Source organism: Streptomyces sp. NPDC088732 (assembly GCF_044751205.1).
Taxonomy (GTDB): Bacteria; Actinomycetota; Actinomycetes; order Streptomycetales; family Streptomycetaceae; genus Actinacidiphila.
Map to the genome: position 1 here is coordinate 37,233 of NZ_JBIVLI010000025.1, position 15,610 is coordinate 52,842.

The following is a 15,610-nucleotide window of genomic DNA, read 5'->3' on the forward strand; positions in this document are numbered from 1 at the left end:
CGATTGGCGAGAGCTTAAGGGTCTCGCAGACGCACCATCCCGGGATGAGCAACTCGGGGACCCAAACCGAAGGAACACCATCCGCCATGCCTCGCATTCTCGCGCCTCTGCGCCAGCGCGCATTTCGGAGACCCACAGGGCTTCCGAACCCGCCCATGATCCTGCTGACCGGGCCGGAGAAGTCCGGCAAGAGCTACGAGGCCGCTCTCGGTACGGGCTCCGACCTGATAGGCATGGGCTACTGGATCGAAATCGGTGGCAGCGAGGGCACCGCCGACTACTACGGCCGCGTGCCCGGGGCCCACTACGAGATCGTTCCCCATGACGGTTCGTACCAGGACATCCTCGACGCGATCCGTGCTGCCGTGGCCCAGCCGCCCGTCAACGGCAAGCCGAACATGATCGTCCTCGACGGCATGTCGAACCTCTGGGACATGCTCAGCGACGAACAGGCCCTGTACGCCCGTCGACGCGCCATCCGCAAGGCGCAGGAGAACAAGCGCCGGCCGCCCTCCCTGGACGACGTGGTGATCGTCGATGCCGACCTGTGGAACCGGGCCAAGGACCGGTGGGGAGAGGTCCTCTGGCTGCTTCGCCAGCACGCTGGCCCGGTGGTGCTCCTCGCGCGCCAGGAGATCGTCACGGCTTTTGAGAACGACAAGCCCACCCGGGAGAAGACGCGCAAGGTCAAGGCGGAGCGAAACCTTCCCGCGGCCGTCGACGCCATCGTCGAGTTGCACACCCTTGGCGAGGCGTGGCTGACCGGTGTCCGCACCCTGCACTGGAACGTGAAGCCCGGGGAGACCACGCGGTTCGAGGGGTTCAGCATCGACGCCCTGCTGCGACGTCTCGGCTTCACGGAGGCAGTGGCAACCCGGGCGAGCCACGAACTTCGGCCGGACGCGTATCTGGAGGAGCCGGAGACCACTGTCGAGCCGCCCCGGCCAGAGGTCACCCAGCACGCCCGACAGGAGCCGCAGCAGACCCAGCGCCCTCGGCAGGAACCGAGCGTGGATGAGGAGAAGCCGCCGACCGGGGAGGAGGCCGCGGAGTTCATCCGTCGGGCCCTCACGGACCCGCTCGACCCGGAGAAGGTGCTGCTGTCCTACCGGGAGGAGTGGGGTAGCCGCACGCTGGCCCGGGTCATCACGCGCACGGCCTGGGGCGAGATGAGCGCGGACGCCCTGATCACTCGCTCGCTGAAGTACATCAAGGGGAAGGCAGCGGCGAAGACCGGCACCTGGGACGGCGCCGGGCAGAAGGAGGCGCCGACCACCGGCAGCACGCTGCCCCCGCCCGGAGCGGAGGAGGACGGGCACGAGCACCCCGAGGACGACGGGCAGCGCCAGGAGCACGCCGAGCCGGAACCGCCGGACGAGAGCACCACCCCGCCCCCGCCGGACCCGGAAGGCGAGCCGGAGCCCCCGGCCGGCGAAGAACCGGCCGACGTCAGTGAGGCCGAGGAGCCGCAGGACCTGCCGCCGGCGCCGCCGCCTGCCGCACGACGGCGCCGGAACAGAGCCGAGACTCTGGCTGTCGAGGCGCTCATGGTCGAGGCCAACGTTCAGGCGCGCGTGCTGTTCCTCACTGTGGGTGAGCACCTTGGGCCGATCTCAGAGCACGGAGAACCCGGGATGAGCACCCTCCGGGACCACCTGTTGGCGCACCGGCCGGAGGTGATCAAGACGCTCGAGGAGGCCGAGGAGAAGGCGCTCGCCACCTACTACCGGAGCGCGCCGATCCCAGACCTGTCGTTCGCGAAACGGTTCGCGGCGTTCCTCGACGACGCGCCGCCCACGAGCGTGACGCGCTGAGGTGACGTGAGGTGACGCGCCCCGGGACCGCGCGGGGCGCGCCTCCGACCCTCCTGCAGGCGCGCCCCGCATCACGTCACGTCACCCGGCAAGGCGCGCCCGCGCCATGCCGCGCCGCGCGTCGAGGCGCGCCGCGCGCCGTCCCCGCGCGCCTGCCGATCACCATGGAGCGCGCGCCATCCGCGCCGCGGCGCGCCACCTGACCGCGCCATCGCGCGCCCCGGATCCGCGCGCGCCCATCGATCCAGGCGCGCCGCGCGCCCACCGCAGCGCGCCATCCGGCCGCGCGCTGTGCCGCGCCGCGCGCCGGCAGATCAGTGATGGCGCGCGGGCGCGACCAGGGGCAGGCGCGCCGCGCCGTGGCCCCTTCCTGGAGGCGCGCCTCACCCGCGCGCGTCCCCGCCGCGCGGGCGCGCGCTGTGTCTACCTGCGATTTCTCGGGCGCGCGCGCCGAAAGCGCGCCATGCCGCGCGGACCGGTCAGCCGCGCCAGCCGGGCCGCGCGGGCGCGCGGGCGCCACGGTCACCTGCCGCGCGGGCGCGCCCGGCAGCGACGTCGATGGCGCGCCTGCGGGCGCGCGTCAGGCCTTCCCCGTGCGCGCGTACGGGCGCGCCTGCCGCGCGGGGGAAGCGCGCCCGGACACGAAGAAGGGCGCGCCGTTGGGCGCGCCCTTGAGTCGGTTCCTCGGGTGAAGAGGCGCGCGCTATGGCGCGCTTCGTGCCGCGCGGCGAATCATGCGGGTCTCGCGGCGCGCCTCGTCCTTGTCCGCGCGCGCGCCTTCCCGGACCTCCCGCAGAAGCTGCAGCAGCTCCTTGGGGTGGGCCTCGCCCAGGAGCCGGAGCGCCTGCGCCCGGTGATTCGGCGCGGTCGGCATCCGGCCGAGGCGCGCCTCGGCGTACTGGGTGGCGTACTGCAGGAAACGCACTTCGGTGGACACCCGTCGGCGGAAGGCAACGACGCGCGCCTCATGTGCCTTGCGGCTCTCGCCGGCGTCGCCCGGCGGCATGAACTGGCCCGGGTCCTCGAGCATCAGCAGGCACTCCACTTCCGCTCTGGCCGCTACTCGCGGTGACCGAAACGCGAGGCCTTGCACGCGGCGGGGCACCGGACCACCGCCGGGGGCGTCGAGGATGAACCCAGTCCACCGGCGGGTGAACGTGGCATCGTCGAGGGCAGCGAGCGCCTTCGCCTCGTCGTGGGCCAGGTCGTCGACGACGTCCTGCAGCGGGGACATGCCGGCTTGGAGGCGGGCCCGGAAGGGCGCGAGACGGGCCTGGTGCGCGCGCTTGCTCTCCCCTTCCTCGCGAGGCAGGAACGACCGCACCTGCCGGACGGCGGTCTCCAGTGCCTCGAGCGCTTGCGGGGCGAGCTGCGGGGAGGCGAGGGCCTGGCCCTGGACGTCGCGGGGACAGCGCCTGTCCGTGCCGCCGGTGGCGTAGTGGGCGACGGTGCGCATGAAGGCGTCCGGCGACATGGCCGACAGGCGCTTGATCTCGGCCGCCGTCTGCTGCGCTTCAGCCATGCGGTGTGCACTCCTCTTCTTCGGGCGGCCCTCTGCTCTCAGGCCGTGGTGCGTGTTCGGGTACCCCTGCGGATACGGAACGAGGTGGCCGCGCCCCGCGTAGCGGGTGACTGCGTGTGCCGGATCAGCGCAGGAGCAACCGCTCCCCGGCCCTGAGTGCTCTGCACGCACCCAGTGGACTCGATGCTGGTCATCAGGTGTTACCAGCCGAAGCCGGTCACCCTGGCCGAAGGAACACGGCGCACCGTTTCTAAGCCAACCTGATGGGCGATCTCAACGCAGTCGGCGCCGCACCTTGCGGTGCAGCGGCACGGCCACCTCTTCGCGGATGATACCCGCTGGTTAAGGGCCAACGGGCCTGAGCAGCCGTTATCCGGCCCGCTGGGCGCCCTTCGGTGTGGTCGCGTCCTCGATGGCCGGGGCCAGCTTGGTCGGCTTCCACACGAGGTCGTACGTGGTCTGGGAGGCAGCCAGGACGGCCAGCACGGTCGCGAGGGTCAGCTTGCCGTGCTCGAACTGTCCCCAGCCGCCGGTCGCGGCCACCGTGGCGACCGCGGCGACCAGGGCGATGACGACTGCGACGACCTGCTTGATGCGGGCGGGCCAGGCGGGGCGCTGTACGACCGCGGTGGCGAGCGGGAGCAGCGCTCCGACCTGGGCGCCGTTGGTGATGGATTCGAGAATCGGAGACATGGGTGAACCAGCCCTTCTGGAGGTGACGGACACGCGGACAGTGCACGGCGCGGGTGGCTTGTGTCGCGTGCTCAGGCCTGCGGGCGGGGCGCCTCGAGGTCGGGGCTGATCTCCTCTGGCGCGGCCGGCGGGACGTGCCCCAGGTCCCGGATCGTCTCCCACAGGTCACGGATGTACTCGATCGCAACCGCCTTCCAGCGTCGGTCGGCCCGCTGCTGCTCCTGCAGGTGCTCGACCTTGCGCTCGAGATCGGCGTGCTTGCCCTCAAGGGCTCCGATCCGGCCGGCCATGTGCTCGCGTTCCCGCTCGTGTTCGCGCTGCCGCAGTTCGAGGGTCTGCCGCTGCTGGTCCAGGAGGGCGGTGAAGCCGGACGTGACCGTGTTCATCGCGTCGACGTAGGTCTGTGCCTCGATGGCGTCGGCGTCGGCCTCGGTCTGTGCCTTGGCGGTGCGCTCCTGGGCGTCGGTCTGCTTGTTGGTCTGCCGGTAGACCAGCCACGCGCCGGCGAGTGCGCCGAGGGTGCCGAGCACGGTCTTGATGTAGGGCGCCAGAGGGCCGAGCCAGTCCATGGCGCCTCCTCAGGTCGGGAACAGGTGGGGGTGCGCGGGAGCCGGGACCGATTGAGGTCCGCGGCTCCCCGCACTTCGCACACTGAGGGCCGACGTGGTCTTGCGTCGCGTGCTGGCCGGGCCGGTAGTGCCCGGCTGGCCGCTGGCTACTCCATGGGCGGCTGGGGGTCGAGTTTCACAGCGCTGACGATGTCCCCGTCCACGCTGCACAGACCGCAGGTGATCGTGAAGTGGATGCCGTCGTTGCTGTACATCCGCTCGCACACCATGGTCTCGCCCAGGTTGGGGCAGCTCTCTGTGCGGCATATCGCGGTGGCGCGATAAAAGGTTCCGGGCTCAAGGGGAAGAGGAATCATTCTGCGATCACGACCCAATCCACATTCACAAGGGTTTGTGTGGCATTCGACCGGGTCACCCACACAGTGAATCCGGTCGCGGTTTGATTGGTGACGCCCCAGCCCAGCAGGGTTGTGCCTGCTGTCGAGGTGGCCGGCGTGGCGACGACGCGGAAGGGGCCGCCTGTCAGGTTGAGACCTGACACCTGCCCGGACGTGGGAGTGTTCGCAGCTGTGACGGTGATGGTGACTCGGCCGCTCGCGATGTTTCCTGCGCGGACGGAGGACGCGTTGAGGGCATTTACGTACGTGGTGTCGGCGTTGACGTCGAACCTGGTTTTCGGTGGGATGCCTTCGGCCTCGTAGGAAAGCTTCCACCAGGGCGCCGGGTTGCCGCCGGAGTAGCCGGGAGCGATACCCATCAGCCCCCGCCGGCCGCCGTCGGCGGGCCCCTGTGCGGTGATGCTGCCGGGGGTGTCTGTGGAGACTTCGGTGTAGAAGGAGACTCTGCCGATCGACCGACCGCTCGTCGTGTCGCTGGTCATCTCCACACGGTTACCGGTGTCAGCGGTGCGGACAGTCCCACCGATGACGATCACACCGGTGATGGTCTTACCGTCGATGGCGGTGGCGGACAGCGCGACGGCGGTGACGGATCCGGCGTCCAGGTGCCCGGCCTTGATGGCGTTGGCAGCGATCTTGTCACCGGTGATCTCAAGGGCCTTGATCTGCGCGCCGGTGATGCTGAGGGCGACAATCTTGTCCGCGCTAAGAGAATTTGCGGTGATTCGGTCACCATTGATTGAATTTGCGATCATTTTTTGCGTGGTGATCGCACCGTCGGCGATCTGCGTGCCGGGGAGTACGGGCCTGCATGCGGCGTTGTCGAAGTTCACGGTGCCCGCAGAGGCCGTCTTGACCTCGACGTAGATGTAGGCCCTGACCGTGTTCGCAGGTGCCGTCACCGTGCCGGAGATCCGCGTCCACGCCCCGAGGACCGGAGAACTCGCCACCACCGAGCCGAACGCGATGATCCCGCCGGTGCTGTTCTCGAACCGGGCATAGATCTGCGGGAAGCCGCCGGCCGGGCCGAACCCGGACGATGCCAGGTAGTCCACGGCGAGGTAGAGCTGATCACCGGCTGCCAGCGGGAACGCAGAGAGTTGGAGGTTCCGGGTCGTGGCGGACCCGCTCGTCATGTCGAACTTGAGGGACTTGCCACTGCCGTTGCCGGTGCTGTCGATCGTGATGAACGAGGAGTTCGCAGCGGCGACCAGGGCCGCGGAGTAGGTGCCCTCAAAACTCGGATCGCTCAACATGTTGGCGCCGCCACTCACGACCAGCTTGTCCGTGGTGATGGCGCCGGCAGCGATGGCGGCCGCCGTGACGGCGTTCGCCGCCAGCTCGGTGGCGGTGATGGCGCCGCCGAAGATCTGCAGGGCCGTGATGGACTTGCTGACGATCTTGTCGGCGCTGAGGGTGTTGGCCGTGATGCGGTCGCCGTTGATGGTGCCCGCGACCATCTTCGCCGTGGTGATCGCACCGTCGGCGATCTGCGTCCCGCCGAACACCGGGCGGACCGAAGCGTTGTCGAACCACAGCGTGCCGGACTGCGCCTGGAAGGACTCAACGCAGATCGTGGCCTTGACGGTGTTCGCGGGCGCGGTCGAGATGACGCTCAGGCGCTGCCAGGTGGACCCCAGGACGGGCGTGGTGGTCTGGGCCGACCCGAAGCCGATGGCCACGCCGGAGGAGTCCTCCCAGCGGGCGTAGAACTTCACGATGGCGCCGGGCGTGGTGTAGTCCGCGGACGCCTGGTAGTCGATGGCGATGTTGAGCACGTCGCCGGCAGCGACAGGGACCGTGCAGAGGGCCAGCGTGCGGGTGGTGGGCGTGCCCGCCGCGGCGTTGACCTTGAGGGACTTGGCGCTGCCGTTGCCCTTGGTCGAGTCGACCGAGAACGCCTGGTTGGTGGCCACGAGCGCCGCGGTGTAATTGCCCTCGAACGACGGGTCGCTGAGCACGTTGCCGCTGCTGCCGCCGACGACGGTCAGCTTGTCCGTGGTGATGGCTCCGGCGGCGATCTCCGACGCGGTGACGGCCCCAGCCTTGATCTCGCGGGCGGTGACCGCGTCCGCGGCGATCTTCCCGGCGCCCACGGAGTTGTCCTGGAGTTTGTCCAGTGAGACCGCGAGATCGGACAGCTTGTCCTCAAGGATCGCCCCGTCGGCGATGGCGACCGAGCTGACCGCGCCGAGGGCGATCTTTCCTTCGGTGACCGCGTCTTCGGCGATCTTGAGGTCGGTGACTGCACCGTCGGCGAGCTTGCCAACCGTGACCGCGCCCTCGTGCAACTTCTCTTCGAGGATCGCGCCGTCAGCGATGGCCGTACTGCTGACCGCGCCCAGAGCGATCTTCCCGGCTGTCACTGCCTCGTCGGCGAGTTTGACGTCGGTGATGATGCCGTCGAGGACGTCGTCCGCCACGACCTTGGCCGGCCCCAGGGGGCCCGCCTGCTCAGACGGGTCGCTTGCGGTCCCGGACAGGTTCCGGGCCAGGAAGCGGACGTACACCGGGCCTTCCGTCGGCACGACGCAGGTCCCGGTGCGGGGTGATTCGATCGATCCGACCTGGGTGACTGCGGTCGGCTCGAACCCGGGGGACGCGGAGGCGTGCACCTCGATCCGGGAGAAGTCCAGCGGGGCGACGTCCGAGTCCGTGAAGCCGCCGTCCCACATTGCGGCGACACCGCCGAGGACGGATGTCAGCATCGGCGTGGTCGGGACGGGTGGGGGTGGGCCGTTGACGTGGACGACGCCTGTGGTGCCATCGGGCTGGTCTCCGATGACGAGCTGCAAAGACCCGTCGTCGTCGTACACCTCTATGGATCCGCCGTCGAGGGCGGCGTTCGTGAGTGGGTTGGCGCGCTCCAGGTCCTGGATGCGGCGCTCCAGCCCCGCGAGGTAGGCCGCCAGGGGCTTGGTGCGCTCGCGCTCGTCGAGCTGGAATGACGTAGCCATGGGGACGCTCCTTGATCAGCCGTAGTAGTCGGCACGGGTGAGGGTGAGAACTGCGGTGCCGGCCGCCGGGTCGATCTCCTCGGCGACGATGCGGTGCCAGACGACGACGTCGCCGATCCACGGCACCTCGAGCTGCAGGAGGATCAGGTCGCCCAGAGCCCAGGACCCCAGGGCTGCGTTGGGGTGGTGCTTCACCGCGATCGACGGGACGGTGAGCATCTGGCTGTGACGCGCCCGCTGGGACTGGCCGTAGGCGGTGAGGGTTGCGGCGCTGCTCGTGGTCTTGAGTGCGCTGACGCGGGCCCGGCGCAGCCGCTTGTCGTCGTAGATCACGCGGACGCGGGCGGTCTTTGATCCGACGCCCTTGCCCAGCACGTAGATCTGGTTCGCGAACCACTCGCCCTGTCCTGTGGGGGTGGCGGTCTCGATGATGTTCTCGCCGGTGGCGAAGCGCAGGTCAGAGCGTGAGCGGCCGAGGTGTCGCGGGTTGCCCAGGTCGAGGAAGTGGAGGACTTTCTCCCGGGTGCCGTCCCACTGGTGCCGCTCGATGTAGTCGGCCCCGGCCTGACTCATGACGTCGGAGATGGTCTGGCCGCAGTCAGGGGTGTCCCACCAGTGCAGCTCCCACGGGTCGGTGCCGTTCGAGGCGCCCAGGAGGTGCCCGGAGTCGTGGCCGTCGACGACCAGGCCGAGGTTGCCGCCGTTGAAGGACTGCAGGTGAGCCCAGATGTGCCGGACGACGTCGTACGAGTCCCACCGGGCGGTGATCTTGTCCTTCGGGCGCGGCGGCATCTTCTTCTTCGGGGAAGTGCCGTCGATGTACCCGTCGTGGTTCTTGTCTTTGCCCTCGTATGCGTACTTCTGCGGGATGGCGACGCCGGACTGGATGCTGCTCCCTTGGAACGGCATGCCGTTGGGGTAGGCGCTGAAGCCGGTGCATTCGAGCTTCATGGCCTGGCCCTGGTACGAGACGCGCGTGACGATCCCGCCCCAGCGGATGTTGCCGGCGTACTCGGCGTACAGGGTCGTCGCCCACTCGGTGATGACGGGCAGTCCGTCCGGCTTGGCCATCAGCCGCATGTACTCGGGCGCGATCGTGCCGACCATCGACCCGGGCCCGTTCAGCTCCCGCCGCGGCGGGCCGTCCGGGACGAAGGGCACATCCCAGTCGAGGAAGTCTCCGGTGGCGGTCCGCTGCGCGATGAACCGCCATCCGCTGCCTACGCGCGTCATCAGGCGATCACCGGGGCCTGCGAGTAGGTCACTTCCAGCGTCAGGACCGTGCCGTCGTCAGCGCGCAGCACACCGGTCTTCCCGGCCGTGCCCTTGCCCTGCACGGCGATCGGGAGGATCTGCCCGCGGTCTTCCGGGGCGATGGCGAACCTGTTGCCCGCCACCGCGCTGTGGCGGCCGGCGTGCGTGGTGAGGAACGGGATGGGCGCGCCGAACTGCTCGTCGAGGATGACGCGCAGCGTGCCGCGGGCCTCGGTCGTGTCCGGGTGGAGCAGCCCCGTCAGGTCGGCGTGCACCTCGACGTGGGTGGCCCACTCCGGGATGCGTTCCTGCCAGCGGGCGCCGAGCGGGAAGTCTTCCCAGACGTCGACGACCGGGCCGACGTCGTCGGGGGTGGCCCAGGCGCTGTGCAGGTAGCGGCGGCTGGTCTGGGTGCGGGGGGCCGCTATCTGCCGCAGGTCTGTGACCATGACCGGCGTGATGATGCTCGTCGACGCCGGTACGTCAACGCGGGCCAGGGTGACGGCCGTGGAACCGGGGAGCACGTCCTGGACGCTGCGCGTGCCGGGCGGCACGTCGGTCAGGACCCGGGTGAAAACGTACGGCCCGACGGTGGGGTCCTCCGGTTGGGGCCAGTTCTCGCCGCCGAAGGGGTCCTCGACGCGGGCGATGATCAGGTCCGAGCGAGGGCCGTCCGCTCCTGTCGCGGCGATGTCGACGGTCTCCGGGGTCGGCATGCGCGCCGCGTACGCCTGCCCGACCGCGCCGCCGCGCTTGCGCGCCACCATGGCCCCGATGCCGACCTCGACACTCGTGCCGGGAACATCCAGCGCGGTGACGAGGAGATCGGCCGGCCCGATGATGCCCTCACCGCCGCCGGCCGCGGCCTCGACCACCAGCCGTAGGGTCTCCTCGCTCGCAGCGGTGCTCTCCACGAACCAGGGCACGCCGTCCCATGCCATGTGCCGCTCCTTCCGTCCCGACGTGATCGCGGGTCGGAGGATGAGCTGCGCGGCCGGTTAGTGTCGCGGCCTCACCACCAGGTGAACGCGTCCCGCCACGAGACCTCGACGGTGGGGCCCGTGCCGGGGAGCGCCGGCAGTTTGGTGTGCGCCATCGTCGCGGTCCAGTTGCCCGGCGGGACGATCAGCTCCGCCAGCCGCGGTGAGGCCCGGGTCAGCTTGTCGGCGACGGACACCTTGGAGCCGTTGGCCTTGACCAGGAGCGCCGTGCGCTCCCATGGCCGGGCGTCGATGACGACGGACTCCCCGTCGGCGATGAGCGTGGACAGCTCCACGGTCCACCAGGAGCCGAGGGTGACCTTCGGGTTGAGGCACGGCCCGGTGATCGTGATGACCGCCCAGGACGGCGTGCGGCCCGCGCTGGACACGGCGGCGGACTTCTTGGACGGCGCGGCGGGCGGGGCCGGGCGGCCCGGCCGCGGAGGGACGGTGCCGGGTACCCGGTCCCACATCTCGGCGTACTTGGCGACGTCGTCGTAGAAGCGGTCATCGACGGCGTCGAAGGTCGCCACGACGGGGGTGTAGCCCTGCCGGGTCAGCCGGGAGTGGGACACCGAGAACTTCCGCGGTCGTCCGTAGAGGCGGCGGCTGTGGCCGGCGACCATGTGCGACAGCCAGCCCAGGCGGCTCGTGCTGCCGAACCGCACGGCGTCGGCCCGCCACACCTGCCGCAGCATGTTCAGGCCGTCCTCGTTCCACGACCACGGGTTGCCGGTGGCCTTGAGCTTCTTGAGGATCGCGGGGTCGTCGGGCCAGTCGCCGATCAGCACGCCCGCCTTGGTCCACGCCGGCGGGAAGTGCCGGTCGACGGGTGCGTCGACGGTGTCCACACCGAGTTCGAACGTCACGGTGCCGTTCCGCTGGTAGTCGCGGCCGAACCGTACGCCGTCCTCGCCGGGCAGGACGGCGTCGCCGTACTCGCCGTCTGCGAAGGTGGTGTCGGGCTCGCTGAGGCAGTAGATGCCTGACTTCACCTGGCCGAACGTCAGGGCTGCCCCGTTGTACTGCCCGAACGCGAAGTAGCCCAGGTTCCAGTCGCCGTTCTGCATCAGCCACCATCTCCGCCGAGTCGGATGTTGCGCAGCGCGAACATGGTGTCCTGCAGAGCCTTGCTCGGGGACGTCGGTTCGGCCGTCATGGTCATGTTGAGATCGCCGCCCACCAGGGGCGCATTGCCCATCGCGGTGGCCGACCTGGTCTTGTTTGCCGCGGACATGCTCCGGCCCAGGGACACGGCGCCGTTCGCGAACGTCGCCAGTGCTTTCTGGGGGTAGACGACGGTGCCGCCGAAGTATTGGGCGACCCAGTCGAGGATGGCCGCGGAGCGCTTGCGCTTGGACGGGGCGAGCGGGATGTACGCCTCTCCGGGGTACGTCTCGGGCTCGGCCCACAGGCGCATCTCCCCGGACCGCGCGACCTGTGCGATGTGCTGCTCCGCGCCGGCCGCGAACCGCTTCACGCCTCGTCCGATGCCGTTAATGCCGCCGTTGACGAACTGCTTCACGCCGCCGTCCGCGTTGCCGGACACGTAGGGCTGGCCCTGCGTGGTGTACCGGATGGTGACGGTGACGGTTCGCCCGGTCAGGTTGTTGATCTTGTTCTGGATCGACTGGACCTGCTGGAGCGGCGTCTTGTTGGGGGCGGTGATCCGGACCACCTTCCCGTTGGTCCCGTCCACCGTCTTGATCTTGAAGCCGAGATCCTTCAGTGCCTGCGTGGCGGTCTTCGTCGGCGCCTTGACGTCGATGGACTTGCCCGCGGGCAGGCTCGTGACCTTGTCCTGCACGTTCTTGAGTTCGCCGGCGGCCTTCTTCACGATCGCGCTGACCGTGACGCTCTTCTTGTTCGGCGCGTTGGCGATGTCCGCGGCCAGGGCCGCGATGTTCGCGCGGGCAGCCTTCGTCGGGGCTGCGATCGCGATGTCCTTGCTCCCCGGGATGTTGACGACCGTGATTCCCACGGCCTCGAGCTGCCGCCGCACCTCGGCCGTCGGAGCCTTGATCTCGAGGGTCTTGCCGGGGGGTAGTCCCTCGATGTCGCCACGCAGCGCCAGGAAGTCAGCGGTCGCCTTCGGCATGCCCTGGGTGGTCACCAGCGTGGTGACGGTGTCCGGGATGAACCCCATCTGGTCGGCGAGGGCCTTCGCCTGGGTCTCGGGGATGCCCATGTCCTTGGCGAGCTGGATGGCCTTCGCGCGGGCCTTCTCCATCGCGGCCTGGCTCTGGTTCATCGCCGTCGACATCGGCAGCAGACCCTTCTCCGCTGCCTCCTGGGCGCGCGTCGCGACATTGAGCATCCCGTCGCGGAGGTCGTTGAGCTGCGTGTTGAGGGTCTGGCCGTTGCGGGTGGAGGTGTTGACCAGCTTGTCGTTGCCGATCAGCTTCTTGCCCCAGCCGTCGGCCTTCTCGATGTTGCCCTTCATGGTGTCGTCGATCTGCAGCATCACCGAGTTGAGCTGCGCCTCGGCGTCGTGGAACGACTGGGTGTTGCCGGTGAGGGCGTCCAGGGCCCGCTTGAGGTTGTCGACGCGCGTGTCCGCAGACTGGGTCTTGTCGCTGAATCCCTGGACGGCGGCCGACAGGCGGCTGTAGGAGTCCGTGCCCGTGGTCCCGGCCTGGTTGGCGGCGTCGGCGAGCTGCTTCTGCTTGGCCTGGCCCTTCTCCAGTTCGCCGCGGACCGCGCTGAGGGCGTTCTTCGCGCGGATCGCGGCCAGGCCCTCGTCGTCCCAGGTCTGGCTGGCACCCGCAGAGGTGACCATCCAGTCCTTGTGGGCGTCCGCGGTCGCCTGCAGTTCCTTCTGCAGGTCCTCGAGCGTCTTGCCCTGCCCCAGGTAGGCGCTGGTCAGGTCTCCGAGGGAGATCCCGGCCTTGGCCATCATGTCGATCAACTTGCCCTTGCCGTCGGCCAGCTCCGTGTCCTGCAGGATCTGCGCCGCCGCGGCGCGGACGTTGGCGTCGATGGCGCCGCCGGACTGTGCGAGGGCCTGCGACAGGGAGTTCACGCGGTCCTCGTGCGCCTTGGTGGCGCGGGCCGCGGCTTCCTGCTTGGACGCCAGGAGACCGAGACCGATGGTGACTCCGGCGATGGCCAGGCCGAGGGGCCCGCCCAGTGCGGTCGTCATGCCACCGATGGCGCGGGTGGCCACGCGGTTCGCTGCCCCGACTCCGCGCAGGGTTCCGGACAGCCGGCCGCCTTCCTGCGCAGCCGCCCGGTAGGAGCCGCCCATGCGCTGCCACAGCGTGGCCTGCGGCCCAAGCTGGCCGGGGCCGAGCTGGGTGCGCATGACGCCGCCCAGGGACGCCACGGAGGTGCCTGCGGCGGCCACCGACGTGCCGAACCCCCGGATCATGGTGCCGACGGTGGAGACGACCTTGAGGGCGAGCAGAGTGCCCAGGAACACCGCGAGGGTGGTGTTGGCGCCCGGGATCACGCGCATGAGCGTGTTGAAGACGGACGCCACGCCGTTGAGGGCGGACAGGAGCACGCCGAGGCCTCCGCCGGCCGCGGACAGGTTGCCGATCGCGGTCGCCAGGTTCGACACGAGGCTGACGACCGTGGGGCCGATGCTGTGCCCGACCGCGTTGAGGAAGGTGCCGACCGCGGGCATCAGTTCGGTGCGGATCTGCCGGATCAGTTCGGTGACGCCGCCGTCTTTCGCGGCCCGGCCCAGGCCTCGCACGAAGTCGCCGACGAGCATGTTGAGTTCGTGGAAGGCGGGCCCGGCGCCCGCGAAGAACTGGGCGATCCCCGCCTGCCCGGCCTTGCTGTTCGCCCACCGGTTGAAGCGCTGGGTGGCTGCCTCGAATCCGTCGAGGAGGAGGTTCCCGGAGTCCTGACCTGCCTTGCCGATGCCGCCGATGCCCTTGATCAGGTTCATCGTGGACCGGCCGAGCTGGGAGGCCTTGTCGCCGGCGTGGTCGAGGAACGTGGCCAGGGAGCCGGTTTCCCGCCCGGCCTGGACCGATGCGCGGCCCCACCGCGTCAGGCGCTCCACGCCCTGTCCGACGCGCTGCACGAACGGGCCGCTCGCGACAAGGAAGTCCAGCACCATGTGGCCGAGGTTGCCGACGCTGTCGGCCAGGTTCCCGATGACGCGGGAGTTCGAGCCCGCGATCGTCTTGAAGTCCTTGCGGAACGGTCCGGATTGCATGAACTTCGCGCCGCGCTTGATGAGCGAACCCATCTGGCTGGCGCTGTCGCCGAGCATGTCTTTCAGGAGGGGCAGCACTGCGTTGGACAGCGGCTTGACGTCGTCCGCGATCTTCGAGAAGAACCGCTCCTGTACGGACTGGCGCATTTTGCGCCACCCGTCGCTCAGGTCGGCGATGGTGACGACGGTCTTGCGGGCGGACTTCGACAGCTTGTCCATGGACGCATCGAGGGCCTGCTCCTGGGCCTTCGTCCGCTTCACGCCGGCCGCGACCTGGTCGTACATCTGAATGTTCTGCTTCAAGGCCTCCCCGAAACCGGAGAACGCGACCTTGGTGCCGATCACCGCGGTGCCTGCCGCCGCGATCAGGCCGGGGATCGCGCCGAGGACTCCGACCGCGGGAGCTGCCGACGACACCAGTGCGGTCAGCGCGGCACCGTACTGCCCCACGAGCGCCACGGCGGGTTCGGCCAGGGATGCCAGAGCGCCCATGCCGAGCATGCGCAGGGAGCCGCCGCGGCCCTTGGGTGCCTTCACCTTGATGGGCACACTGACGGGGTTACGGTCGGCCTCTGTCTGGACGCCGGCGATGAGACGCCGCAGACCGCCGAGGAGTCCGCCGGAGGACGACCGGTCGGCGTCGCCGTCCGGCCGGATGGGTAGGTCGACGTCGGCGTTGGCGACGCGCTGCCGGATCTCCTCGATCTGCGTGCGGACCCGGGCGTCGTCGACGTTGACGTGGATGGTCGCTGCGACACCACGGGATGCCGCTTCCACGACGGCCTCGAGCTTCTCGCGCAGCCCGGTGTCGTCGATCTCGACTTTCACCTTGGCGGCCAGGCCCTCGGCCGCCGCCTCGATCTGCGTGCGGAGCCGCTCGGCGAAACCCGCGAGGTCGGCAATGACCGGCACGTCGAGGCGGCCGGCCTGCAGGCCCTCAGCCACTTCGGACCATTCCCTTCTGCATGGCGGCCATGAGCATCTGCCGGTGACCGGTCAGACGCGGGGCCTCCTGTGTCGGAACCGCCTGCGCGGCGACGGATGTCCGGGACTGGGTCCGACGTGCCGCGCGGGCGACGGTGCTGGATGGACGGGGAACGGTCTTCGGCTCCTCACGCCGTCGTTCGGCCGAGAGGATGCTGACTTCCTCGACGATCTGGGCCAGGAGCTCCAGCTGGCTCGTCCAGCCGTCGATGGGGCTGGAGCGCACGCGGGAGTCCTCGGGTAGACCGTCGATGTACGAGATCAGCCG

10 protein-coding genes are annotated in these 15,610 nt (G+C 69.7%); 1 reads left to right on the forward strand and 9 read right to left on the reverse strand.

Annotation, left to right across the window (positions count from 1 at the left end; genetic code table 11):
• Positions 1-44 precede the first annotated feature (44 nt).
• Entirely contained in the window at positions 45-1,814 is a 1,770-nt protein-coding gene (locus ACIP9H_RS33620; protein ID WP_401962688.1) for a hypothetical protein, read from the forward strand.
• A gap of 703 nt (positions 1,815-2,517) precedes the next feature.
• On the opposite strand, the gene ACIP9H_RS33625 is transcribed toward ACIP9H_RS33620, so the two are convergent.
• The 9 genes from ACIP9H_RS33625 to ACIP9H_RS33665 form a co-directional block, all read right to left on the reverse strand.
• Entirely contained in the window at positions 2,518-3,336 is an 819-nt protein-coding gene (locus tag ACIP9H_RS33625; protein ID WP_401962691.1) for a hypothetical protein, read from the reverse strand.
• A 369-nt stretch (positions 3,337-3,705) separates the two neighbouring features.
• Positions 3,706-4,029, reverse strand: coding sequence for a hypothetical protein (locus ACIP9H_RS33630; RefSeq protein ID WP_401962693.1), 324 nt, complete (start codon positions 4,027-4,029; stop codon positions 3,706-3,708).
• A 71-nt stretch (positions 4,030-4,100) separates the two neighbouring features.
• The gene (locus ACIP9H_RS33635; protein ID WP_401962695.1) at positions 4,101-4,598 is read right to left on the reverse strand and encodes a hypothetical protein; all 498 of its coding nucleotides are present in this window, start codon (positions 4,596-4,598) and stop codon (positions 4,101-4,103) included.
• Positions 4,599-4,950: 352 nt separating this feature from the next.
• Positions 4,951-7,953 carry a hypothetical protein gene (locus ACIP9H_RS33640; protein ID WP_401962698.1) on the reverse strand — a complete coding sequence of 1,001 codons (3,003 nt, stop codon included), beginning with the start codon at positions 7,951-7,953 and terminating at the stop codon, positions 4,951-4,953.
• Positions 7,954-7,968: 15 nt separating this feature from the next.
• Positions 7,969-9,186: a hypothetical protein gene (locus ACIP9H_RS33645; protein ID WP_401962701.1), complete on the reverse strand. Its 1,218-nt coding sequence runs from the start codon at positions 9,184-9,186 to the stop codon at positions 7,969-7,971.
• Positions 9,186-10,148: a hypothetical protein gene (locus ACIP9H_RS33650; RefSeq protein ID WP_401962704.1), complete on the reverse strand. Its 963-nt coding sequence runs from the start codon at positions 10,146-10,148 to the stop codon at positions 9,186-9,188. Before ACIP9H_RS33650 ends, ACIP9H_RS33645 begins: the two co-directional genes overlap by 1 nt.
• Before the next feature lie 71 nt (positions 10,149-10,219).
• Entirely contained in the window at positions 10,220-11,257 is a 1,038-nt protein-coding gene (locus ACIP9H_RS33655; RefSeq protein ID WP_401962707.1) for a hypothetical protein, read from the reverse strand.
• Positions 11,257-15,303 carry a hypothetical protein gene (locus ACIP9H_RS33660; RefSeq protein WP_401962710.1) on the reverse strand — a complete coding sequence of 1,349 codons (4,047 nt, stop codon included), beginning with the start codon at positions 15,301-15,303 and terminating at the stop codon, positions 11,257-11,259. Before ACIP9H_RS33660 ends, ACIP9H_RS33655 begins: the two co-directional genes overlap by 1 nt.
• On the reverse strand, positions 15,296-15,568 hold the full coding sequence (locus tag ACIP9H_RS33665) for a hypothetical protein (RefSeq protein WP_401962713.1): 273 nt from the start codon (positions 15,566-15,568) through the stop codon (positions 15,296-15,298). Before ACIP9H_RS33665 ends, ACIP9H_RS33660 begins: the two co-directional genes overlap by 8 nt.
• Positions 15,569-15,610 lie beyond the last annotated feature (42 nt).

Excerpts from the sequence above, each read along its gene's own strand:
- ACIP9H_RS33625 (WP_401962691.1), bottom strand. The coding sequence starts at position 3,336 with ATGGCTGAAGCGCAGCAGACGGCGGCCGAGATCAAGCGCCTGTCGGCC.
- ACIP9H_RS33650 (WP_401962704.1), bottom strand. The coding sequence starts at position 10,148 with ATGGCATGGGACGGCGTGCCCTGGTTCGTGGAGAGCACCGCTGCGAGC.
- ACIP9H_RS33645 (WP_401962701.1), bottom strand. The coding sequence starts at position 9,186 with ATGACGCGCGTAGGCAGCGGATGGCGGTTCATCGCGCAGCGGACCGCC.
- ACIP9H_RS33635 (WP_401962695.1), bottom strand. The coding sequence starts at position 4,598 with ATGGACTGGCTCGGCCCTCTGGCGCCCTACATCAAGACCGTGCTCGGC.
- ACIP9H_RS33640 (WP_401962698.1), bottom strand. The coding sequence starts at position 7,953 with ATGGCTACGTCATTCCAGCTCGACGAGCGCGAGCGCACCAAGCCCCTG.
- ACIP9H_RS33620 (WP_401962688.1), top strand. The coding sequence starts at position 45 with ATGAGCAACTCGGGGACCCAAACCGAAGGAACACCATCCGCCATGCCT.
- ACIP9H_RS33655 (WP_401962707.1), bottom strand. The coding sequence starts at position 11,257 with ATGCAGAACGGCGACTGGAACCTGGGCTACTTCGCGTTCGGGCAGTAC.
- ACIP9H_RS33630 (WP_401962693.1), bottom strand. The coding sequence starts at position 4,029 with ATGTCTCCGATTCTCGAATCCATCACCAACGGCGCCCAGGTCGGAGCG.